The following is a 22,193-nucleotide window of genomic DNA, read 5'->3' as shown; positions in this document are numbered from 1 at the left end:
CTATAGTATGTTAGTAAGTTAACTAATTATATAAGGGAGGCGATAATTTGCCACGTAAAAAAACATATGAGCAAGGTTCTTTTGGCGAGTTGTTGTCTTTAATGATTGAACATGCAGGGTTGACAAAAACTGCTTTTCAGGAACAAATAGGTATTACGAAGACATATCTTTTTGATGTGTTAAATGGCAGGGTATCTCCACCTGCTCCTGATATGCAATTTAAAATGATTAAGTTGCTTAAACCAAGACAAAAAGATAAAATAAATTTTTTTGAACTCGCAGCAAAGAAAAGGAGTGAAGTACCTGCCGATATAGCTATGTACCTTAGAAATGGAAAACATCGTGAAGAAATAAGAAAAAAAATTGACTATACGCATCTGTTTATAGATGGAGGAAATGAGAGTGACTAATGAAAGAATTACTGACTTTTTTATTGGGAATTTATTAAAAGAAGCTGGGATAGAATACACCCCTAATGGGAGTAGTTTAAGAGAAATACAGTTGGCTTTGAAAACGGCTTCGAAGAAAAAAAGCGGACACGTAGGTTTTCCTGAATTCGTGGGGTGGTCTAAAGACTTTATCATTGTAGTGGAAGATAAAGCAGATGTAGAAAAACAAGTATTATATAATGATAAAGAACAACAAATTCTTTCTGAAGATAAATCAGCTATTATAAACTATGCCTTAAATGGTGCATTACATTATGCACGAGTAATTTTGGACAAGACTAGTTTTAAAAAAATATTCGCATTTGGCTGTTCTGGTGATAAAAAACATCATAAAATTCAACCAATGTATGTAGATGCAGGAGGATATACAGTTCTTAATGAAGTTGAAAATTTTAAAAATTTTTCTGATGAAAACATTGATCGTTACTATAAAGAACAAGTTCTTGGTGAAATACCTCAGGAAACGTTAGAGCTTGAAGATATCTTAAAGAAATCTTCCGAGTTACATGAAGCACTGAGAAATTACGGACAACTCGGTGATTCTGAGAAGCCTCTTGTTGTTTCTGCTATTCTATTAGCCTTGAGAGAAAATTCTTTTTCCATTAATTCATTAAATGGAGATACTCTAAAGACAGATGGTCAAAAAATATACGATGCGCTTTCCACCCATATTACAAGGGTAGAAGTGCAGCCAGAAACAAAGAAAGAAAAAATTTTAAATCAATTTACAGTCATTAAAGATAGAACTATATTGAACCAAATAGATGATAGGCTTATTGATAAAAATTATAAGTTGGGAAAGACCCCATTATGCTATTTTACTGAATTCTTACAGAAGAACGTTGTTTCTTCTGCGGTAAGTAATACACCAGAAGATGTATTGGGTCGCTTTTATGGTGAGTTTATTCGCTATAGTGGTGGTGACGGTCAATCACTTGGTGTGGTATTAACCCCAAAACATATTACGGAACTGTTTTGTGAACTTGTGGATATTAGGCCTACAGATGTTATTTTTGACCCTTGCTGTGGAACGGGCGGTTTTTTGATTGCAGCTATGCATTATATGCTTGAAAAGGCATATTCTGATGAGGAAAAAGAACACATTCAGAAAGAACAAATTCATGGAATTGAAATTAGGGAAGATATGTTTTCTATAGCTACTACAAATATGATCCTTCGAGGTGACGGTAAAAGTAATTTGATTTGCGACGATTTTTTAAAAAGGGATTCCGAAAAGCTACGAGAGAATAAATATACTGTTGGTTTCATGAATCCTCCATATTCACAGGCAAAAGGAAAGGATACTATGCATTTGTCAGAAATACATTTTATTAAACATCTACTTGATAGTATGGATGATGAAGCCCGATGTGTAGTCATTGTTCCTCAATCTACAATGGTGGGGAAAACGAAAGAAGACAAGAAGATAAAACAAGAGATTTTGAAAAAACATACGCTGGAGGGAGTCATTACACTAAATAAGGAAACATTTTACCGTATTGGAACAAATCCTTGTATAGCTGTTTTTACTGCGTATAAAACACATCCGAAAGAGAAGTACTGTAAGTTTATTAATTTTGAAGATGATGGATTTGTTGTAAATAAACACGTTGGGTTAGTTGAAACTGAAAGAGCAAAAGAAAAAAGAACTCATTTGCTTTCATGCTGGCTCCATGATGCACCAGCCGAAAGTAAATTTATGGTCAAAACTACGATAGAAGCTGATGATGAGTGGCTGCATTCTTTTTATTATTTCAACGATGAAATTCCTAAAGAAGAGGATTTTGAAAAAACTATGGTGGATTATCTGACATTTGAGTTTAATATGATTATCCATGGAAAAGGATATTTATTTAAAGAAGGTGAAAATTGCTGATGGAGTGTAATCTTAACGAAATAAAATGGAAAGAATTTAAAATTGAAGATTTGTTTCAAGTAAAAATTGGCAAAAATATTGATGGTAATAAAATAAATAGGTTAACAGGTTCTGTTGCGTATATTACTAGAAAAGAAAGCAATAATGGTTTGGATGGATTCATCGATTATTCTAAAGAGTATTTAAACAATCATTTTCCTGTAATCACTATTGGAAATGAAACTGCTGAACCTTTTGTTCAAGTTTTTCCTTTTTTTACGGGAACTAAAGTGAATATTTTGAATCCAAGAAAGAAAATATCGAAAAACGCCTTGTTATTTGTTGTACAAAGTTTAAAAATGCATAAAAGTAAGTATTCATATTCTTATACGATTAATTCCACAAGATTGAAGAAACAGGTTATTTTGCTTCCAGCGGATGCTTCTGGCAATGCTAATTGGGCTTTTATGGAACAATATATGAGAAAGAAAGAACAGATCTTATTAAAAAAATACATAGCTTATCTTAAAAAAGACTATTCAGAAAAAGATATGGTGCCCTGTCCTCATAAGCGATGGAAAGAATTTTACATAAAAGATATATTTTCCAATATACAACGTGGTAAACGACTGAAAAATGGAGATCATTTAAAAGGAACAGTACCTTATGTTTCATCAACTGCAATGAATAATGGTGTGGATGACTTTGTTAGTAATAAGGAAAATGTTCGTATCTTTTCAAGTTGTTTAACATTAGCTAATAGTGGCAGTGTTGGGGCATGCTTTTTTCAACCATTTAAATTTGTTGCTAGCGACCATGTTACAAAACTTGAAAATCCATTATATAATAAGTATATTTATTTGTTTATTGCAACTATTTTAACTCGTTTATCAAAAAAGTATAGTTTTAATAGAGAAATAAATGACAACAGAATTAGAAAAGAAAAGATTCTTCTTCCAATAGATGAAAAAAGTAATCCGGACTATGAATATATGGAAAAATACATAAAAAAAATTGAGAAAAAGCAGATTCACGTATACTTAGATTATTTAGTATCAAAACACAGAGTTGCTACTTTGCCAAAACATAATCAAGAAAGTAAATTAAAGTCATAAGTAATTAATTTTAAATTAAGCCCACAAAAAGCCCCAGGGTCAAACCCCAGGGCTTTCACCAATTAGAACAATAATGAGTGACTTTAAAGTATTCTTATGACATTAACCATTATACCCAACTTTAAACATTTTATATTTACCAAACGTAGAAAATAAAATTGCTTGGAAAAATTTTTATAAAATCCTTTATTTTCAATACCTAAAGATATATAATAAAAATAAGAATTAGCTATTTTACATTGGTTGAACCTTAACAAGAATTGTATTTAAATTTTATAAGTTCTGTACTTAATGGGTTGAACCATAACACGTAGTGTATTAAGTTTTAATAAAGTTTTCCCATAAAAGCAATCGTTTTTTCTTTGCCGAACTGCCTTGTTACTTCCGGCTTAACTTTCTCATTGATTTAGTTTAAGTGTATTTACATAGCAGCTTTAAAAATATTCATTATATCTGCGAAAGTTCCTTTCCTTGGATTTACAAGGGAATTGATATCTTTTTCAGCGTTTTTGGAAAGTAACTCTAGATCATTTTCATTAATTCCAATAGAACTCAGATGAGTTGGGATACCAATATCTTCAGAGAGATTTTGAATACTATGATTAATTTTATTAATAGCTTCTTGTTTATTATTTGCTTTTGCTCCCACAGCTTCACTGATTTTAAGAATTTTTTCTTCTGGTATTGACACAGCATTATATTCTAACACATGAGGTAGTAGAATCGCATTACACGCTCCATGAACTTCCTCGTAAAAACCACCTAATTGATGGGACATGGAGTGAACATATCCTAATCCTGCATTATTAAGAATCATTCCTCCCATAACATTAGCAAACATCATTTTTTCTCTGGCCTCCAGATCATTACCATTTTTATATGCTCTTTTTAGATATTGAAAAACTAACTTTACAGCATTAATTGCCATGGCATCTGTGACGGGTGATGCCTCCGTAGAAACGAAACCCTCTATTGAATGGGTCAAAACATCAATGCCAGAACTAGCCGTTATTTCTGGAGGCATGCTTGGCATAAACCTGAGATCATTTACAGATATTATAGGCATCATTTTTGGATCTGCAATGGTCATTTTTACTTTTCTACTTTCATCTTTTATAATTGTAACATTCGATACTTCAGCTCCTGAACCAGAAGTAGTATTTATTGTTATGACTGGCAAACTAGGTTTTGTCATTTTTTTATATCCTTCATAATCTTCTATAGAGCCACCATTAGTTGCTACAATAGCTATAGCCTTTGCACAATCATGGTTAGTTCCACCTCCAACAGATATGATAAAGTGATAGTCCCTTTTCAATATGTTTAATCTTTTTTTAAAGTATGTAAGAGCATCTTCTACAAATGAAATTGTACAATCTGGATGTAGGATACCGTCAAATATGTCATAAGAAATAAACAAATCCTTTAATATTTTTTCAACTATTTCAACATGACCAAGCCTTATTATGTTTTTATCTGTAACGATTAGGGCTTTGCTTAATTTATATGGCATTAGCTCTAGTGGTAAATCTTTAAGAGCACCTACGCCAATAAGATTTGTTGTAGGTGAACGAAAATCATGAGTATTCTCCAATATAATCCCTCCCAATCACAAACATATATTAGTTTTATTATTTCTGTTTAGTAGACTGATTATGTATAAGATATGAATTATATGGATAAAAATAAATTGGATATAATAAGGTCATGTTACTAACCTTATTAATATTATTAAGGAATTTTAGACTACCTATAAGAAAAACCCTCTGCTTAATTCAAGCTGAAGGGTTTAATCATACCTACATTTACCTAAATAAATACATAAGGTGCGAACTCCACCAACTTATCAAAATCTCTGTATTCTCTACAATTTTTATGCTAAAATTTACCCTGTATTATATCTTAAATTGGAGGATAGGACTGTTAGATGAGTATAAAAAGAATATTATGTATTAAATTATGTCTCTAATATTTGCTGTAAATTTGAATTTATAAAACTAATCTCATATATACAACATCACCCATTGGATTATCATAATATGCTGGAATTTCTTCGAAACCGAATTTTTTATATAAATGAATAGCACTCTTTAACGGCTTTATTGTATCTAACACCATTTCTTCAAAACTATCTTTTGATGCCAATTCAATTATATCTTTTATTAGTTTCTGACCAATTTTGAATTTTCTATAATACGGTTTTACATATAATCTTTTCATTTCACAACGCTTATCAGTATGCTTATAAAACGCAACACAACCAACTACATTTCCTTCATCAGAAATAGCTGCCAAAATTTCTCCATTAGGCTTTGTATATTTGGTTTCTAAATCATTTAATTCTTCTGTCAGATGTTGAAAAGTCAAATCTCGATTAAGTGAGTTTGTATATTCAACAATCAAATCCTTGATTTCTGGAAAATATTTGTTTCCATCGACTATTTTCATATGCTACTTCCTTTCAAATTCCGATTTAATTAATATTTATTGATATGTTATATAAATATTTTTTTCGAATTGATTTTCACGATCTCTAATGAGGTATATTCTAACAGCCTTTTTCAAGTTAGATTCTAAGTATATTATAGTCTTTTCATTCATGTAAAAACACCCTCATTCCAAATTTATAGAATGGAATAATAAAGCTCCAGCTTTATTTTAGCTGGAGCTTTTATGTTTATCTTTATCAATTTTATAATTAAGGGCATCTAATAAATTGAAAACAAGTTGCTTGTTTTTTTCACACAATTCATTGTATTTATCCAGAAGTTGTCTTTCTTTTATCGTTAATGCTACTGTATCATTTATATCTAAAAGCCAATCGGCAGATACATTATATGCTTCACATATAGCTTTTATAAACTCCGCGCTAGGCATAGATATGCCATTTTCTATGTAACTTAAAGTTGTTCTGGAAAACGGTGGCCTAAGTCGAGCGATAAATTCTTCTTGAGTTAACTCAAGCCCCATGCGCAAATCATAGATTTTATCTCCAAAAGACTTTTTTAATCCCATGTAAATTCTCCCATCTAAACATATATCAGGGATATCCTACCATAAAATGAGCGTATATCAATGAAATGTCGTTATATAGACTATATATAAAAATAAATGTCTGCATAACGACATGAAATAGTAAAGTTATTTTTTTGTTTTATAACAATTCTTACAGTTACAATATGTACATTTATTTTCCAAGGAATAAAAAGGGCAAAAGGGTTGCCCATTATAAAAATATAGAAATAATATTATGGGGCACAACAAAAAAATATCACACACCTTCCTTATAAAAGCAATTTTTATAATATTGATTTTATAAACAGAATTATTTTCTAACTTACTTAATGTACCTTGGCTTATACCAAGCTTTCTAGCCATTTGATCTTGCGTAAATCCTAATTTTTTTCGCATATTTTTAAACAAGAAAAACCACCTCAACCTACATTTTACGACACAATATTTGTATTTTATACAAGAAAATAATGGAATGTCTAATTTTGCAATATGATATTCCGCCTAGGAATATTATTTGTGGTATCATTATAGGCAATAAAAGGTGCACCGTTTGAATATCAAGGATAAGGGGGATCGTGGATGTTAAATAAAATATTGAGAAGAAAGAATACACTAGAATGATGTGGATATGTTAACAATTTTATGGTATTATTATAATAGTTTATTAGAACGGATGTTCTGTAAAAGAGATGTAGTTAGAGGGGGATTTTAAATGAACTTACTTTCTTTACAGCAAATTCAATTTGAAGCAGAAAAACTAGAGCTTGAACTTTCTATACAATATAATAAAGATACTTTTCTACAGAAGATATATGATTTTATATTGGATTTAAATTCGAAGGACAGACCCAATTAGGGGGTTACTTATAGTTTGTGTTTTTGTTTGGGTAGCAGATAAAACTATGCAGCAGGTACTTAGTGGAAGCTGTGATATAGGATTTTGTGGTCCTGAACAAACCATATATATATATAATCAGAAACGAGAGGATTTTCCTGTGATTTTTGCACAATTAACTTCTACAGATGGTTCTTTCTTGGTGGGAAAAAATAAAGAAGAAGATTTTAAGTGGGAATCTGTAAAAGGAAAAACTATAATTGGCGGGAGACCTGGGGGAGTTCCAGAGATGACACTGGAATATGTACTTAAAAATCACGGCATACAACCTGGCAGGGATGTAAATATAATAACAAATTTAGCCTATACTGCTACAGCTGGTGCATTTAAAGCTGGTACGGGAGATTATGTGGCTCTTTTTGAACCAACAGCCAGTATGCTCCAAAAAGATAAGAATGGTTATATAGCAGCCTCAATAGGTAAATCTGCAGGTAATATTCCATATACCTGTTATTTTGCTACAAAATCCTATATATCAAAGAATCCTGAAATTATACAAAGGTTTACTAAAGCTATTTATGAAGGTCAAATGTGGGTTAAGGAACACAGCGACGAGGAAGTAGCCAAATCTATTAAATCATTTTTCCCTGGAACTAGTGAAGATATATTGAAGTCTGTAGTGAAAAATTATAGAGATATAGATGCCTATGCAGATACACCTGTTATACAAGAAGAAGATTTAAACAGGCTTATGGATATAATACAGTCCTATAAAGCTGATTTAATACCTGAAAGGCCTCCTTTTAATAAGATAGTTAATAATTCTTTTGCAAAAGAAGCTGTTAAATAAAATTTCTTGACAGCCTAAAAATTAAGGTTATAATAAAAATATATAAAATTAAATTAAGTGTAATCACTGTGAAAAAGAGGAGTAGAGGTAATAGAGTATAAAGAGAGGAAAACTTATTAGTTGAGAGGTTTTCTATATAAATTATCTCCAAGGTAGCTTTAGAGTTTCTTTACTGAAATGTTCAGTAGGTAAAGACGGTTTCTTAATCGTTATTTTTTAAGAGCCTGTAGTTTTACAGGAAAAAAGGTGGTAACGCGGGCCTCCGTCCTTTATTGGGATGGAGGCTTTTTATAATGAAATTATATTTGTAAGAGGAGGAATTTTAATGTCAGAAAAAAAAGAAATGGCAACTACTTATAATCCAAAAGCATTTGAAGAAAGACTTTATAATATTTGGCAGGAAAAGGGCTATTTTACACCTGAAGCAGATCACACAAAAAAGTCCTATACTATAGTGATCCCCCCTCCAAATATCACAGGGAAACTACATTTAGGTCATGCACTGGATGATACCATCCAGGATATAATAATAAGAACCAAGAGGATGCAAGGGTATAATACATTATGGGTGCCGGGAGAAGATCATGCCAGTATAGCCACAGAAGTAAAAGTAGAAAAGGAACTTTTAAAAGATGGAATTGTAAAGAAGAAAATAGGAAGAGAAGCTTTTCTTGAGAAAACCTGGGAATGGACTGATGAGTATAGGGCTAGAATAAGAGAGCAGATAAAAAAATTAGGCTGTTCTGTGGATTTCACACGGGAAAGATTCACTATGGATGAGGGGCTGAATAAGGCAGTAAGAAAGTTTTTTGTAAAATTATATGAAGAAGGACTTATATATCAGGGAAATAGAATAATAAACTGGTGTCCTAAATGTCATACTGCCATATCCGATGCGGAAATTGAGTACAGTGAGCAGCAGGGCCATTTTTGGCATATAAAATATAAAGTAGTTAACAGTGATGAGTATTTGGAAATAGCAACTACAAGACCGGAGACCATGTTTGGAGATACAGCTATTGCAGTAAACCCTAAAGATGAGAGATATAAACATTTGGTAGGAAAAACTGCACTGCTTCCAATCTTAAATAGAGAGATACCAATAGTTTCTGATGATTATGTGGATATGGAATTTGGTACAGGAGCGGTAAAAATAACTCCGGCACACGATCCTAATGATTATTATGTAGGTAAAAGACATGATTTACCTGAAATCATAGTATTAAATGAAAATGGGACTGTAAAACTTCAAGGAACCAAATATAATGGACTTGACAGATATGAAGCTAGAAAATTATTAGTGAAGGATTTAGAAGAACAGGGATTTTTGGTAAAAGTAAAGGAACATGTACATAACGTAGGCTGCCATGACAGATGTGAGACTACCATTGAACCTATGCTCTCAAAGCAGTGGTTTGTGAAGATGGAGTCTCTTGCAAAACCTGCTGTAGATGTAGTGAAAAATAAAAAAGTCAAATTTATACCGGAAAGATTTGAAAAAACTTATTTTAACTGGATGGAAAATATTCAAGATTGGTGCATATCAAGGCAGCTGTGGTGGGGACATAGAATTCCAGTGTGGTATTGCAAAGACTGTGGAGAAGTTATAGTAAGTGATAGGGATCCTTCAAAGTGCAGCAAATGTAATTCGACCAATATAGAGCAGGATAAAGATGTACTGGATACCTGGTTTAGTTCTGCTCTATGGCCCTTTTCTACACTTGGCTGGCCTGAAAATACAGAGGATTTAAAGTGTTTTTATCCTAATAATACTTTAGTTACAGGGTATGATATAATATTTTTCTGGGTAGCACGTATGATATTTTCTGGATTATATTGTATGGATGATATTCCTTTTGAAAATGTATTGATACATGGAATTGTAAGAGATTCAGAGGGGAGAAAAATGTCTAAGTCCCTTGGAAATGGTGTTGATCCAATAGAAGTAATAGATGAATATGGGGCAGATGCACTTAGGTTTGCACTTATTACAGGAAATGCACCAGGAAATGATATAAGATATTACCCGGAGAGAGTAGAATCTGCTAGAAATTTTGCCAATAAAATATGGAATGCTTCAAGATTTGTACTTATGAATTTAGATGAAAATATAATGGATAAGTATAAAGAGTGCAGGGAGTATAGTGATGCAGATAAATGGATACTTTCCAGATTGAATACCCTGGTAAAGGAAGTAACGGATAACATAGAGAAGTTTGAACTTGGAATAGCCGCGCAAAAAATATATGATTTCATCTGGGGAGAATTCTGTGATTGGTATATAGAACTTGTAAAGCCGGTTATGTATGGTGGAAGTGAAAAAGAGAGGGGAGTTGCATACAATGTATTAAATAATGTACTTGTTGCTTCCCTTAAGCTGCTTCATCCTATAATGCCATTTATAACGGAGGAAATATATGATCATCTTTATACGGATTGTGAATCCATAACTGTTTCATCTTGGCCAGAATATAATGAAGAGTTTAAAGATTCAAAAGTGGAAAAAGATATGGAATATATTATAGAGGCCATTAAAGCAATTAGAAATGTAAGAGCAGAAATGAATGTACCATTTTCAAAAAAGGCAAAATTACTAGTATATATAACGGAGAAAAATGCACTGGATACTTTTAAAAATGGAGAAGAATATTTTAAGAAATTGGCTTCTGCCAGCGAAATTGAATTTTTAGATGATAAGAGTAAGGTCTCAGAAAATGCGGTATCTTCAGTAACTACAGGAGCTGAATTATTTATTCCTCTTCTGGAGCTTGTAGATAAAGACAAGGAAATTGAAAGACTCAGTAAGGAAAAAGAGAAATTAGAAAAGGAAATAAAAAGAGTAGATAGTAAACTTTCAAACGAAAAATTCCTCTCAAAAGCACCAAAGTCTGTTGTAGATGGAGAGAGAGAAAAAGGGGATAAGTATAGAGAAATGCTTGAAACTGTAATTGAAAGATTGGAAAGTCTAAAATAAAATATGGGATGAGGCATTATGAATTATAAGGATACATTGCAGTATATAAATAATATTGCTAAATTTGGAGTGAACTTAGGTCTTGAAAGAACAGAAAAAATATTAGAGCTTTTAGGGAATCCACATAAAAAAATAAAAGCTGTACATGTGGCAGGAACTAATGGAAAAGGTTCTATTACTGTGATGATAAGTAGGGTATTAATGGAGGCCGGATTTAAAGTGGGCATGTATACTTCTCCTTATTTAGAGGAATTTGAAGAGAGAATTCAAATAAATGGGAAAAATATATCCCATGATGATTTAAGCAGAGTAGTTACTAAGGTATCGGAGGTTGTAGATAAAGTTTTACAACTGGGTTATAATAATCCTACGGAATTTGAAGTAATTACCTGTGCCATGTTCTATTATTTCTGGGAGAAAAAAGTAGAAATAGCGGTAATTGAAGTAGGACTGGGAGGAAGATTTGATTCTACCAATGTCATGGTTCCTTTTGCTAAAGAGTATGGAGGGGGAGTTATGGCAAGTGTAATTGCCTCCATAAGTTATGATCACATGAACATATTGGGTGATACTTTAGAGAAAATAGCCTATGAAAAAGCAGGAATAATCAAAAAAGGTATTCCTGTAATACTTTATCCACAGACAGAATCTGTTGAGAAGGTCATAGAAAAAGTATGTGAGGAAAAGGGCAGTGAACTTTTAAAGGTTCCTGTAAATTCTTCTAATTTTATAGGTGAAAATAAGATTGACAGCGGAAGCAGGGAATATGTACAGCAGGTAAAAATAGCTACAAAGAAATCCAATTATGACATCAAACTATCTCTTTTAGGTAAACATCAGCTTTTAAATTGTGCCGCAGCTTTATTTACCATAGAACAATTATCAAAATATAATATTTTAGTTGATAAGTCCTCTATATTAAGAGCATTGAATAGTGTAACCTGGAAGGGAAGGCTTGAAGTCATGGGCAGAAATCCATTGGTAGTAGTAGATGGAGCTCATAATATACAGGGAATTTCAATGCTTAAAGAAAATATACGCAGGTATTTTCAATATAATGATATGATTTTAATACTTGGTATACTGGCAGATAAAGAAGTAGAGAAGATGGTAAAGACCATTGTGCCTCTTGCAAAAAGGGTCATGGCAGTTACCCCCAAAGATAAAAGAGGGCAAATAGCGGGTAAACTGAAAACTATAATAGAAAAGTATAATTCTAATTGTGAAGATTTTAATGATTATGAAAAAGCATATAGAAAAGCACTTTCTTATTGTAATAGAGAGGACTTAATTCTAGTGTGTGGTTCGCTGTATATGGTAGGAGATATGAGGAAGATTATAAAAAAGATATAATGATGTATCAGATAATTAAAGTAATTATTTTCAACTGGGGATATTAGTTAACTCCAGCGTTCTGATAAAGAACATATTTTATGTTTAAAAATATGTTCTTTATTTTTTAATTCTTTCCAGCAAATTCTTTGAGAGCAGTTGCCAGTTGATCAGGACAAGAGGTACCTTTTCCATTGCAGGAGATACCCTGCAGTTTTTTTATGGCTTCATTTAAATCCATTCCCTCTACTAATCGGGATATTCCCTGAAGGTTGCCACTGCATCCTCCTATAAAATTTACATTTTTAATCTTATTGTCAGATATATCAAAATTTATTTGTCTTGAACAGACTCCTTTTGTTATGTAACTATGCACTTCATCACCTTATTCTATAAAAATAAATTTATTTTATCGCAAGTTTAAGCCTAAGAACATTTTATAAAATAATTATATAGAATATAAATCACTTATACAAGAAAATAATTTGGTATTGTTATTACCCATTTTGATACATACTCATATTATATTTGTAGGGGGTGATGGTATTGGACTATCTTTATGTATGTAGCACTTCTTCTGATCTTGTATCAAAGGTTAACTTGGATGATTTTCATGAAGAGAAGAAAATATATTTAAAATCTGATGATATAATTTATAGAGTTGGACCTCAAGGCATATGTGTGGGTAATGACAAGATTATAACTGCCAATAGATATAATAATGCTATAACTATAATAGATAAGAAAAATGAAGTTGAAGAAGAAAGTTATTATATAGGAGAATGCTGCAATGATGCAGTGGTTTATGGTAATAATGTTTATATAATATGTGGAGATTTAAATAGTGTATTAATATTTGATTTAAAATTGAAGAAAGTAGTTGAACGCATACCCTGTGGAAATCTTCCCTATAGTATATGTTTAAATAAGGAAAGAAAATTATTATTAATAGCCAATATGAAAGATGACAGTATAACTTTAATAGATTGTGAAAATAGGGAATATGTAAAAAATGTAAGAGTAGGCTGCTATCCTACTAAAGCTGTATTTACAGTAGATGGAAAGCATGTATTAATATGTGAAAGTAATATAGGATCGGAATTTAAGGGAAGTATAGCTATATTGTCTTTAAAAAACTATAAAATCATAAATAGAATTATTGTAGGAAATTCTCCTATGGATATATATTGTAATAGCAGATATGGTTTCGTAGCTAATTTTGGTGATGGAACCATAAGTATTCTAGATATAAATAACTATAAAGAAAAAAAGAGAATAATTGTAGGGGGTATGCCGAGAAATGTAATAAAGTATAAAGATAATTTATATATAGGGGATAACTATAATAATTTACTTATAAAATTAAATATAAAAAATGAAAGTAAAAAATATATACCTATAGGAGGGGAACCTACAGGTATGATTATAAGTTGAAGTTTTTAATCTTCCATGAGAGATTCCACAATTTTCTGATAAAGTTCTGAAAAATTTTTTTCCCATTTTTTGCACAATTTTTTTGCTTTTTTATCAGAATCCACATTTAATTTTATTTCCATTAATATAGAATCATTCTCTGATATTTTTAAATCTACAATAAAATTATTTTTATCTTTTAAAACATGAGTATTTATTGAAAGGTGTTCTTTTATGTTTTGGCTTTGTTTTTCTAAATAGTGATCTATGATATCTAGTTTATCTTTTGAAATTCTGTTTTTAAATAAGCATAATACTTTTAACCCCTTCTCGGTAATTATTAGATTATGATTATTAGTTTTATCTATCTGAGTGATGAAATTAGAAGACAAAAGTTCATTTAAATATTGTTTCATAGTGAAATAATTTATAAAATCATTCTCTAGTATAATTTCAGTTATGGCATTATCTGAAATAGGAAATTTGATTTTTTTAAATATATAAAGTAATAATAATTTATTTTCTGCAAGTTCCAAAGTATCTTCAAACATTATAAAATCCTCTCCATATAAATTCGAAATACTATAATTATATATATTATAACATAAAGTATTTCAACATAATTAATATGTTGCACAATAAATTTTTATATTCCTGTAATATTTATTAATGTAGAATACTATATAAAGTTATGAAAATAAATATATATGGGAGGAAAAAATTGAAGGTAAGATTAATAAAAAAAATATTTATGATAACTTTATTGCTGCTTGTAGCTACTTTAATATCTGTATTTACAAATTATAGATATAAGGGAACCTTTATAAATACAAATAGAAAGATTCCCATTTACTGTGTTGATACAAAAGAAAAAAAGGTTGCCATAACTTTTGATGTGAGTTTGGGAGATGAGTACATTGGAGAGATATTGAATGTGCTAGATAAATATAACATTAAAGCTACATTTTTTGTAGTAGGTGACTGGATAGATAGAAATCCTGATAAATTAAAGCAGATATATGAAAGAGGACATGAAATAGGTAATCATTCTGATAGGCATCCCAATATGACCAAAATATCAGAGGAAAAAATCATAGAAGATATAAATATAAATGAAGCCAAAATAAGAAATATTACAGCTTCTGGAACAAAATTATTCAGGTGTCCTGAGGGGGCATATAATGACATAGTTATAAATACTGTAGAAAAATCAGGATATTATTGTATTCAATGGGATGTAGACAGCATAGATTGGAAGGAACAGGGGGCAGATATTGAATATAATAGAGTAATGAAGAACATAAAACCAGGCTCTATAATGTTATTTCATAATACAGCTAAGTATACCCCTGAAAATTTACCTAAGATAATAAAAAAATTGAGTGCAGAGGGATATAAGTTTGTTAAAGTGGGGGATTTAATTTATAAAAGTAATTATAGATTGGATAATGAAGGAAAACAAATAAGTGATTAGTTCAATTTATGGTATAACTGTTATTGAAAAATAGAATAAATATGTATTATAATGGCAATGAGGAAAATCAATGAATATAAAACATTAAGTAAAACAGGTTTCTAATGTTTTCTAAGGTATGTATTTTTCCATACTTGAGTATAAAAAAGTATATCCTGCTTAAAATAATTTTAAACGAGTATATATTTTGACAGGAGGCAATAAATATGAAATCTGTAAAAATTATAGGGAGCAGCTGCAAATTCACAACTCATTTAATGAACCTATTTGATAAGATCAGTGTAAGCTATAATATTTTTATAAATGATGGCGATACCAAAAAAGTAGAGTATGTAATTTTAAATTCCATAGATCAAGAATTTAAGATTTTAAATAGCGAATATTGTTTTGTAAATATGGATTTGATAAATGGACAAAAAAGTAATGTAGATATATGTGGATATATTATAACTTACGGATTGGGAAGTAAAAATACAGTTACTATATCCAGTTTAAATTACAATAGTGGTTTTGTGTATTGTCTTCAAAGAGATATTATGTGCAGAGGAAAAGTTGTGGAGGCGCAGGAAATTCCGGTAAATATTGCTTTGAAGGACATAGAGGAACTTTATGCCTCTATGATAGCTATAACTATGGGTCTTATGGAAAGCTCCTGTAATAAAGCTTTATTTAAAAATAGAATACTTAATGTTTAAATTTAAATATTTTAAGTATTTAAAGTATATTTTTGTTTTTTAATGAATACTTATATGGTAATGATATATTTAAAACTAAGGGAAAGAGGGGTTTATGATGGACAATTTAATGTTAAATAATAAGATTTATCTTGAAGGAAAGGTGATTTCGGAGCTGCAATTTAGTCATGAAATGTATGGAGAAGGTTTCTATACTTTTAATATTGAAGTTCCAAGGCTAAGTGAAAGTAAGGATATATTATTTATTACTATTTCAGAAAGGCTCATAGGAGGAATGGATATAGAGATAGGCACAGAAATTATAGTGGAGGGACAATTGAGATCCTACAATAAATTTGTAGATGGGGGAAATAGATTAATATTAACTGTATTCGCCAGAAATATAGAGTTATGCGTTGAAAGAAGTAAAAACCCAAATCAAATTTTTCTTGATGGATTCATATGCAAAGAGCCGGTTTATAGGACAACTCCCTTTGGTAGGGAAATTTCAGATATGTTATTAGCTGTAAATAGAGCCTATAATAAATCTGATTACATACCTACTATTGCATGGGGTAGAAATTCTAGGTTTTGTAAATCTTTAAAAGTCAGTGATAATATAAGAATATGGGGAAGATTGCAAAGTAGGGAGTATCAAAAAAAGATATCAGATACAGAAACTATAAAAAAAATAGCCTATGAAGTTTCCATATCCAAGATGGAAAAAGTAAACAAGGACAAAGATGATGAAACTATGGAAGAGAGAACAAATTTTTCTTATGAAGATGAAGAAAATTATGAAAAAAACGGGAAAGGAGAAGAATGTTTGAGTGAAAATATAGAAGATAAACGCATATGTTAAAATTTACTTGAAGGATAGTTTAAGGGATGAAAGCTTCATCCCTGTTTAAATATCTATTTTCTCAAGTCCGCTAGAATTTTAGTCTTATCCTTTGTCATATCATCCACAGATTTTAGTATTCTTGCAGGAGTACCTCCGGCTACAACTCCTTCTGGTACATCTTCTATTACTATCGAGCCTGCTGCAATTACAGAGCCTTTTCCAACCTTAACTCCCTCTAGAATAACGGAATTAGCGCCTATAAGTACATCATCACCTATTTCGCAAGGTGACTTACTAGGTGGTTCAAGAACTCCTGCCACTACGGCACCGGCACCTAGATGAACATTTTTGCCCAATTTTCCCCTGGCACCTACAACGGCATTCATATCTATCATGGTACCTTCCCCTATTTCAGCACCTATGTTTATTACTGCTCCCATCATAATAACTGCATTTTTACCTATTTTTACTTTATCTCGTATTATAGCACCAGGTTCTATCCTGGCATCTATGTTTATTAAATCTATGAGAGGAATAGCAGAATTTCTTCTATCCTGTTCTATTCTAAATTGTTCAATCTTATTTTTATTTTCATCTAGAAATTTACATATATCTGTACTTTCTCCAAAAAGAACATAAAAATTATTACTGCCATAACATTCTATATTTTTAAGGCTGCAGCTTGATATATTGCCTTGAAGGTAAACTTTAAGAGGAGTGGATTTTTTGGCGTCTTTTATGTATTTAGCTATCTGGTAAGGGTCTGTAAGATCATATTTTGTTTCCATAAATTAATCATCCTTTCATTTTTAATCTATCAAATTTTCATAGGAATTAGTTCATTTTCAGTTTTTTAAGCAAATTATAACATATAAATATTTTTTAATCTATAAAAATGTAATGGATTAGATTCTTTTCAAACTTTTAAGAAGGCTTCCTATCTCCTCATGGGTAAATTTATAGGATTTATTACAAAAGTTGCACTTTAATTCTTCAGATTTTTTATCTTTATAAATTTCTTCTAAATCCTGTATACCTATACTCATAAGTGCTTTTTCCACCCTTTCTCTGGAACAATCACATTTATAGGTGGGATTCAGTGTATCTAATATCCTTAAATCCATGTCTTTAAATACAGTGTTTAATATCTCAATTATAGTTAGTCCGTCTCCTATCATATGGGATATGGAAGGCAGTTCCTGTAATCTATAAGTCACCAAATCTGATAATAAATTATTAGCACCTGGCATCATTTGAATTATAAGACCTCCAGAACCCTTGATAGTTAAATCTGTATCCACTAAGACTCCAAGAGCTACTGCAGAAGGAGTTTGTTCTGAAACTGTAAAGTAGTAGGCCAGGTCATCTCCTATTTCTCCAGTTTGTATGGGAACTTGACTGGAATAAGGTTCTTTCAGTCCCATGTCTCGTATTACAGTGAGATTGCCATTTATACCTATAATTCCTCCTACATCCAGTTTACCCTTATCATTTGGAGGTAAATCTGCAGAAGGATTTCCAATATATCCTTTTACATGGGCATCAGCATAGGAAGTTACAAGTATGCCTCCAGCTGTGCCATTTCCTGATATTTTTACAGTTAAACTATCTCGGGAAGATTTTAGCATTGCTCCCATTATACTACCTGCGGTAAGCATTCTTCCAAAAGCAGCTGCTGCAGTAGGAGCACAGTTGTGAATCCTAACAGCCTCATTTACTAAGTTTGTAGTGGAAGCTGCTATTATCCTAATATTATCATCCTTAGCTGTAGCTCGTACTAGCGTATCTTGTATTTTATATTTCATCAATTCGTGGCAAGAATGCCCTCTTCTTATAAGCGAGGGAGGAATTGCCACTTTTCACCTCCTTATGATTAAAAGTACAGCTATATATTTTTTTTTACTACATAGACTATTCTTAAAGAAGTAGGGGTAAGGGGTTTATCCTGATAATTATCTAGTTTAGTTATAATATGTAAATTACAATCTGTGAGAGTTTTTTCGATATAATCACAGGTATAGGCCCTTTCTCTATGGTGTTCGTCAAATCGTCTATATAGTTCTTTATCCTTTATAAAAAAAGTAAGATACATGTCCACAATTTCATTTTCCAAAAAATTTTCCCATATATAAGTTATTTCTTCACTATCATAAGTATAGGTGTTATTTCCTAATATATTGGTAATTTTGTAATGGGAATTTACATCAAATATGAACATTCCATTGGAATCTAGATGATTGAATACATTTTTAAAGTAATTTTTAAGATTTAATTCATCCAGTATATAATTTGTAGAATCAAGACAGCAGGTTATAAGAGTAAATTTTTTATTTAGGTTAAGTTCACTTATGTCTTGGTGTATCAAATTTACTTTTAATCCTTTGCTTCTTAGTTTTTTATCTGCTTCTGTAAGCATTTCATAGGATAAATCTACCCCCCAGGCAGTTTGAAAATGTGGGGCCAATTTTTCTGTTAAATTACCTGTTCCACAGGCTAAATCAAGGTAACTTCTTTGGGGTATATTTAATTCTTTACATAAATTTATAATTTTCTTATACCATACATTATAATCTATATCAGTATTTATTAGCTCATCATATATATGGGCAAATTTTTCGTAACATTTCATCTATGTCTTGTGGAAAACCTGTAAGATGAGGTTTTACTCCTTTCTTTAAGGTGTTTTATATAAAAATTTTAATGAATTAATTTTCACATATGAATATCATTATAGTATATATTTTAATACAAGGTAATATTTTTTACTATAAATCTTTAAATTTATCTTTATTATTCAGTAGAATTTCATTCTTTGGGATATTAAGTTCTTTTTTCTTCTTTGTCATTATACCGCCGATTCTTCCTGTTTCTTCCGAAGTTAAACCACTCCATCCATAGGTATCGATTTTTTCTTTTAATCCTAATTCTTCTGCTATTTCATATTTTAATTGTTCCCTTAATTTTTCTATTTCACTAAGTTCTTTATGTGATTTTAGTTTAGCTTTTATAATTTTTTTAAGCGGTGTCTTTGCCATTTTTATATCCTCCCCCACTTTTACTATAAATTATTTTTACCTCAAAAGTGAGATTTATACATAACAGGTGAAGAGGGCTATGAAAGATTTTAGATTATTTTCTTTCAATAGATAAACACATATGAATATTATATGACATATATTATAGAAATTATATTGAATATGTGTTATTTTTTATTCTAAATAATATTTATTTTTATTAACATATTTCAAGAGTTTAGTGTAAAATGTTATATAGATATAAATATTTTAAATTTATTTTAATGGTAATAACATCATATAAAGTTTTTAGGAGGAATTAACATGAGTTGCAATTTAGCGGTAGTTGGATGTACTGGAATGGTGGGAAGGAAGTTTCTTGAAGTGCTGGAAGAGCGAGATTTTCCTGTAAAAAATTTATATTTATATGCATCAGCTAAATCTGACGGGAAAGTATTGAAGTTTAGCGGTAAAGATTATGTAGTAGAGGAATTAAAAGAAGATAATATTAAAAATAAAAAAATAGATATTGCTCTTTTTTCCGCAGGTGGAAGTACAAGTCTTGAATTTGCTCCCGTGTTCTCAAAGTATGGAGCAGTAGTTGTAGATAATAGTAGTGCATGGAGAATGGATAAGGATATACCTTTAGTGGTTCCAGAAGTAAATCCAGAAGATATAAAATGGAATAAGGGAATAATCGCAAATCCTAATTGTTCTACAATACAAGCTTTAGTGCCAATTAAACCCCTTTATGATAAATATGGTATAAAAAGAATTATATACTCTACATATCAGGCTGTATCTGGTGCTGGAGTAGGAGGATATAATGATTTAATGGAAGGATACAAAGGGAATCCACCTAAAAAATTTCCTTTTCCTATAGCAGGTAATGTAATTCCGCACATAGATACTTTTTTAGAAAATGGTTATACAAAAGAAGAAATGAAAATGATAGATGAGACTAAAAAAATATTACATGATGATACTCTAAAGATCACTGCTACTACAGTTAGGGTTCCAGTAGTGTATGGACACAGTGAGAGTATAAATATAGAACTTAAAAAAGATTTTGAATTGGAAGACATATTTAATTTATATAAGGAATGCAACGGGATTGTATTAAAAGATGATGTGCAAAATGGTAAGTATCCAATGCCTATAGATGCAGCGGGTAATAATGAAGTATACGTAGGAAGAATAAGAAGAGACTTTAGCTTGGATTCTGGATTAAATCTATGGGTTGTAGCAGATAATATAAGAAAAGGTGCTGCTACTAATGCGGTTCAAATAGCAGAATGTTTAATTAAATGATATAAGAAATAAATATTTTTATAAATATTTTAAAATAAAAAAAATGAGGTGTTTTTATGAGTTTATTCAAGGGTTCAGGAGTTGCCATAGTTACTCCATTTAATGATAAAGGTGTGGACTTAAAAAAACTTGAAGAATTATTGGAGTGGCATATTGAATCAGGGACAGATGCTATAATAATTTGTGGGACTACTGGAGAAGCTTCCACAATGACAGAACAAGAGAGGAAAGATGCTATAAAACTCACTGTAGACGTAGTGAAAAACCGAATACCGGTTATTGCAGGAACAGGTAATAATTGTACTCAATCATCTGTAGATATGAGTAAATGGGCAGAAAGTGTGGGAGTAGATGGACTTTTGGTAATTACTCCATACTATAATAAAACCACTCAAAAAGGATTAATAGAACATTTTAAATCAGTGGCTTCTGGAGTAAAGGTTCCCATAGTGGTATACAATGTTCCGGGAAGAACAGGCATGAATGTACAGCCTAAGACCCTTAAAGAATTATGTGAGATAGAAAATATTGCTGCTATTAAAGAAGCCAGTGGAGATATAAGTCAGATTACACAGATGAAAGCTTTATGTAGGGATAGGATTGATATATATTCTGGAAATGACGATCAAGTAATTCCTATACTTTCAGTAGGAGGAATAGGTGTTATATCAGTTCTTGCAAATATTATTCCAAAGGATATGCATAATATGTGCAAATTATTTTTAGAAGGCAAGACAGAGGAAGCATTGAAAATACAATTGGATTCTTTTGCATTGAATAAAGCCATGTTTATAGAAACAAATCCTATACCTGTGAAAACTGCCATGAATATTTTAGGAATGAATGTAGGAAAACTGAGACTTCCACTTTGTGATATGTCACAGGCAAATTTAGAAGTTTTAAAAACAGAACTTAAAAATTATGGTCTTTTGAAATAAAATAAAATTTTATTTATTTAGATTATTATAAAAACGGAAGATTATTTTTTAAATTTTAACGTGAAAGATTGATTTCTTTCACGTTGAAGTTATGAAAATT

General features: G+C 30.8%; 23 protein-coding genes and 1 other annotated feature. Of the genes, 13 read left to right on the top strand and 10 right to left on the bottom strand.

Annotation, left to right across the window (positions count from 1 at the left end):
* The first annotated feature begins 47 nt into the window (after window positions 1-47).
* Genes BS101_RS17860 through BS101_RS17850 form a run of 3 tightly spaced genes read left to right on the top strand, consistent with a single transcriptional unit; the run spans window position 48 to window position 3,419 of the window.
* Window positions 48-410, top strand: coding sequence for a helix-turn-helix domain-containing protein (locus BS101_RS17860; RefSeq protein WP_073540056.1), 363 nt, complete (start codon window positions 48-50; stop codon window positions 408-410).
* On the top strand, window positions 403-2,325 hold the full coding sequence (locus BS101_RS17855) for an HsdM family class I SAM-dependent methyltransferase (RefSeq protein WP_242951320.1): 1,923 nt from the start codon (window positions 403-405) through the stop codon (window positions 2,323-2,325). Before BS101_RS17860 ends, BS101_RS17855 begins: the two co-directional genes overlap by 8 nt.
* A complete protein-coding gene (locus BS101_RS17850) occupies window positions 2,325-3,419 on the top strand; it encodes a restriction endonuclease subunit S (RefSeq protein WP_073540054.1) in 1,095 nt (364 codons plus the stop codon). Before BS101_RS17855 ends, BS101_RS17850 begins: the two co-directional genes overlap by 1 nt.
* A gap of 421 nt (window positions 3,420-3,840) precedes the next feature.
* Here BS101_RS17850 and BS101_RS17845 read toward each other — a convergent pair whose 3' ends face one another.
* From BS101_RS17845 to BS101_RS24645, 4 genes are all read right to left on the bottom strand, one after another.
* On the bottom strand, window positions 3,841-5,013 hold the full coding sequence (locus BS101_RS17845) for an iron-containing alcohol dehydrogenase (RefSeq protein ID WP_083585764.1): 1,173 nt from the start codon (window positions 5,011-5,013) through the stop codon (window positions 3,841-3,843).
* A gap of 395 nt (window positions 5,014-5,408) precedes the next feature.
* A complete protein-coding gene (locus tag BS101_RS17840) occupies window positions 5,409-5,867 on the bottom strand; it encodes a GNAT family N-acetyltransferase (protein WP_073540053.1) in 459 nt (152 codons plus the stop codon).
* A gap of 210 nt (window positions 5,868-6,077) precedes the next feature.
* Window positions 6,078-6,434: a helix-turn-helix domain-containing protein gene (locus BS101_RS17835; RefSeq protein ID WP_073540052.1), complete on the bottom strand. Its 357-nt coding sequence runs from the start codon at window positions 6,432-6,434 to the stop codon at window positions 6,078-6,080.
* 126 nt (window positions 6,435-6,560) lie between these two features.
* Window positions 6,561-6,830 (bottom strand): helix-turn-helix domain-containing protein, encoded by a 270-nt coding sequence (locus BS101_RS24645; protein WP_431732556.1) that lies wholly within the window; start codon window positions 6,828-6,830, stop codon window positions 6,561-6,563.
* Window positions 6,831-7,146: 316 nt separating this feature from the next.
* On the opposite strand from BS101_RS24645, the gene BS101_RS22945 reads away from it, so the two are divergent.
* From BS101_RS22945 to BS101_RS17815, 4 genes are all read left to right on the top strand, one after another.
* Window positions 7,147-7,290 carry a hypothetical protein gene (locus tag BS101_RS22945; protein WP_156876077.1) on the top strand — a complete coding sequence of 48 codons (144 nt, stop codon included), beginning with the start codon at window positions 7,147-7,149 and terminating at the stop codon, window positions 7,288-7,290.
* A gap of 46 nt (window positions 7,291-7,336) precedes the next feature.
* Window positions 7,337-8,119 (top strand): ABC transporter substrate-binding protein, encoded by a 783-nt coding sequence (locus tag BS101_RS17825; RefSeq protein WP_073540050.1) that lies wholly within the window; start codon window positions 7,337-7,339, stop codon window positions 8,117-8,119.
* Between the two features lie 59 nt (window positions 8,120-8,178).
* Window positions 8,179-8,392: a binding site (T-box leader), on the top strand.
* Between the two features lie 52 nt (window positions 8,393-8,444).
* Window positions 8,445-11,093, top strand: coding sequence for a valine--tRNA ligase (locus BS101_RS17820; protein ID WP_073541397.1), 2,649 nt, complete (start codon window positions 8,445-8,447; stop codon window positions 11,091-11,093).
* 18 nt (window positions 11,094-11,111) lie between these two features.
* A complete protein-coding gene (locus tag BS101_RS17815) occupies window positions 11,112-12,446 on the top strand; it encodes a bifunctional folylpolyglutamate synthase/dihydrofolate synthase (RefSeq protein WP_073540049.1) in 1,335 nt (444 codons plus the stop codon).
* Window positions 12,447-12,552: 106 nt separating this feature from the next.
* Here BS101_RS17815 and BS101_RS17810 read toward each other — a convergent pair whose 3' ends face one another.
* Entirely contained in the window at window positions 12,553-12,801 is a 249-nt protein-coding gene (locus BS101_RS17810; protein WP_073540048.1) for a TIGR03905 family TSCPD domain-containing protein, read from the bottom strand.
* 170 nt (window positions 12,802-12,971) lie between these two features.
* On the opposite strand from BS101_RS17810, the gene BS101_RS17805 reads away from it, so the two are divergent.
* Window positions 12,972-13,859, top strand: a complete 888-nt coding sequence (locus BS101_RS17805; RefSeq protein WP_073540047.1) for a YncE family protein — start codon at window positions 12,972-12,974, stop codon at window positions 13,857-13,859.
* A gap of 5 nt (window positions 13,860-13,864) precedes the next feature.
* Here the strand turns inward: BS101_RS17805 and BS101_RS17800 are convergent, their stop codons facing one another.
* Window positions 13,865-14,389, bottom strand: a complete 525-nt coding sequence (locus BS101_RS17800) for a DUF4364 family protein (protein ID WP_073540046.1) — start codon at window positions 14,387-14,389, stop codon at window positions 13,865-13,867.
* Window positions 14,390-14,559: 170 nt separating this feature from the next.
* On the opposite strand from BS101_RS17800, the gene pdaB reads away from it, so the two are divergent.
* From pdaB to BS101_RS17785, 3 genes are all read left to right on the top strand, one after another.
* Entirely contained in the window at window positions 14,560-15,312 is a 753-nt protein-coding gene (gene pdaB / locus BS101_RS17795) for a polysaccharide deacetylase family sporulation protein PdaB (protein WP_073540045.1), read from the top strand.
* A 206-nt stretch (window positions 15,313-15,518) separates the two neighbouring features.
* Complete coding sequence (locus BS101_RS17790; protein WP_073540044.1) at window positions 15,519-16,007, top strand: hypothetical protein; 489 nt, start codon at window positions 15,519-15,521, stop codon at window positions 16,005-16,007.
* A 97-nt stretch (window positions 16,008-16,104) separates the two neighbouring features.
* The gene (locus BS101_RS17785) at window positions 16,105-16,848 is read left to right on the top strand and encodes a single-stranded DNA-binding protein (RefSeq protein WP_073540043.1); all 744 of its coding nucleotides are present in this window, start codon (window positions 16,105-16,107) and stop codon (window positions 16,846-16,848) included.
* Window positions 16,849-16,901: 53 nt separating this feature from the next.
* Here BS101_RS17785 and dapD read toward each other — a convergent pair whose 3' ends face one another.
* The 4 genes from dapD to BS101_RS17765 form a co-directional block, all read right to left on the bottom strand.
* Entirely contained in the window at window positions 16,902-17,618 is a 717-nt protein-coding gene (gene dapD / locus BS101_RS17780) for a 2,3,4,5-tetrahydropyridine-2,6-dicarboxylate N-acetyltransferase (RefSeq protein WP_073540042.1), read from the bottom strand.
* Between the two features lie 117 nt (window positions 17,619-17,735).
* On the bottom strand, window positions 17,736-18,623 hold the full coding sequence (gene hslO, locus BS101_RS17775; protein WP_073541395.1) for an Hsp33 family molecular chaperone HslO: 888 nt from the start codon (window positions 18,621-18,623) through the stop codon (window positions 17,736-17,738).
* A gap of 92 nt (window positions 18,624-18,715) precedes the next feature.
* Complete coding sequence (locus tag BS101_RS17770) at window positions 18,716-19,459, bottom strand: class I SAM-dependent DNA methyltransferase (RefSeq protein ID WP_073540041.1); 744 nt, start codon at window positions 19,457-19,459, stop codon at window positions 18,716-18,718.
* A 136-nt stretch (window positions 19,460-19,595) separates the two neighbouring features.
* A complete protein-coding gene (locus tag BS101_RS17765; protein WP_073540040.1) occupies window positions 19,596-19,865 on the bottom strand; it encodes an alpha/beta-type small acid-soluble spore protein in 270 nt (89 codons plus the stop codon).
* 303 nt (window positions 19,866-20,168) lie between these two features.
* Here BS101_RS17765 and BS101_RS17760 point away from each other — a divergent pair, with 303 nt between their 5' ends.
* Together BS101_RS17760 and dapA are read left to right on the top strand one after the other, a co-directional pair.
* Window positions 20,169-21,155, top strand: coding sequence for an aspartate-semialdehyde dehydrogenase (locus BS101_RS17760; protein ID WP_073540039.1), 987 nt, complete (start codon window positions 20,169-20,171; stop codon window positions 21,153-21,155).
* 56 nt (window positions 21,156-21,211) lie between these two features.
* Window positions 21,212-22,093: a 4-hydroxy-tetrahydrodipicolinate synthase gene (dapA, locus tag BS101_RS17755; protein ID WP_073540038.1), complete on the top strand. Its 882-nt coding sequence runs from the start codon at window positions 21,212-21,214 to the stop codon at window positions 22,091-22,093.
* Window positions 22,094-22,193 lie beyond the last annotated feature (100 nt).

It is taken from the genome of Clostridium kluyveri, from assembly GCF_001902295.1.
GTDB lineage: Bacteria > Bacillota > Clostridia > Clostridiales > Clostridiaceae > Clostridium_B > Clostridium_B kluyveri_B.
Note: the sequence above shows the minus strand (reverse complement) of the source record. Positions and strands in the feature narration are given on the sequence as shown.

Bases quoted from the DNA above. Each gene is read 5' to 3' on its own strand.
- BS101_RS17850 (WP_073540054.1), top strand. From the start codon at position 2,325: ATGGAGTGTAATCTTAACGAAATAAAATGGAAAGAATTTAAAATTGAA.
- BS101_RS17840 (WP_073540053.1), bottom strand. From the start codon at position 5,867: ATGAAAATAGTCGATGGAAACAAATATTTTCCAGAAATCAAGGATTTG.
- BS101_RS17835 (WP_073540052.1), bottom strand. From the start codon at position 6,434: ATGGGATTAAAAAAGTCTTTTGGAGATAAAATCTATGATTTGCGCATG.
- BS101_RS24645 (WP_431732556.1), bottom strand. From the start codon at position 6,830: ATGCGAAAAAAATTAGGATTTACGCAAGATCAAATGGCTAGAAAGCTT.
- BS101_RS22945 (WP_156876077.1), top strand. From the start codon at position 7,147: ATGAACTTACTTTCTTTACAGCAAATTCAATTTGAAGCAGAAAAACTA.
- BS101_RS17825 (WP_073540050.1), top strand. From the start codon at position 7,337: ATGCAGCAGGTACTTAGTGGAAGCTGTGATATAGGATTTTGTGGTCCT.
- BS101_RS17820 (WP_073541397.1), top strand. From the start codon at position 8,445: ATGTCAGAAAAAAAAGAAATGGCAACTACTTATAATCCAAAAGCATTT.
- BS101_RS17815 (WP_073540049.1), top strand. From the start codon at position 11,112: ATGAATTATAAGGATACATTGCAGTATATAAATAATATTGCTAAATTT.
- BS101_RS17800 (WP_073540046.1), bottom strand. From the start codon at position 14,389: ATGTTTGAAGATACTTTGGAACTTGCAGAAAATAAATTATTATTACTT.
- BS101_RS17790 (WP_073540044.1), top strand. From the start codon at position 15,519: ATGAAATCTGTAAAAATTATAGGGAGCAGCTGCAAATTCACAACTCAT.
- BS101_RS17785 (WP_073540043.1), top strand. From the start codon at position 16,105: ATGGACAATTTAATGTTAAATAATAAGATTTATCTTGAAGGAAAGGTG.
- dapD (WP_073540042.1), bottom strand. From the start codon at position 17,618: ATGGAAACAAAATATGATCTTACAGACCCTTACCAGATAGCTAAATAC.
- BS101_RS17770 (WP_073540041.1), bottom strand. From the start codon at position 19,459: ATGAAATGTTACGAAAAATTTGCCCATATATATGATGAGCTAATAAAT.
- BS101_RS17765 (WP_073540040.1), bottom strand. From the start codon at position 19,865: ATGGCAAAGACACCGCTTAAAAAAATTATAAAAGCTAAACTAAAATCA.
- BS101_RS17760 (WP_073540039.1), top strand. From the start codon at position 20,169: ATGAGTTGCAATTTAGCGGTAGTTGGATGTACTGGAATGGTGGGAAGG.
- dapA (WP_073540038.1), top strand. From the start codon at position 21,212: ATGAGTTTATTCAAGGGTTCAGGAGTTGCCATAGTTACTCCATTTAAT.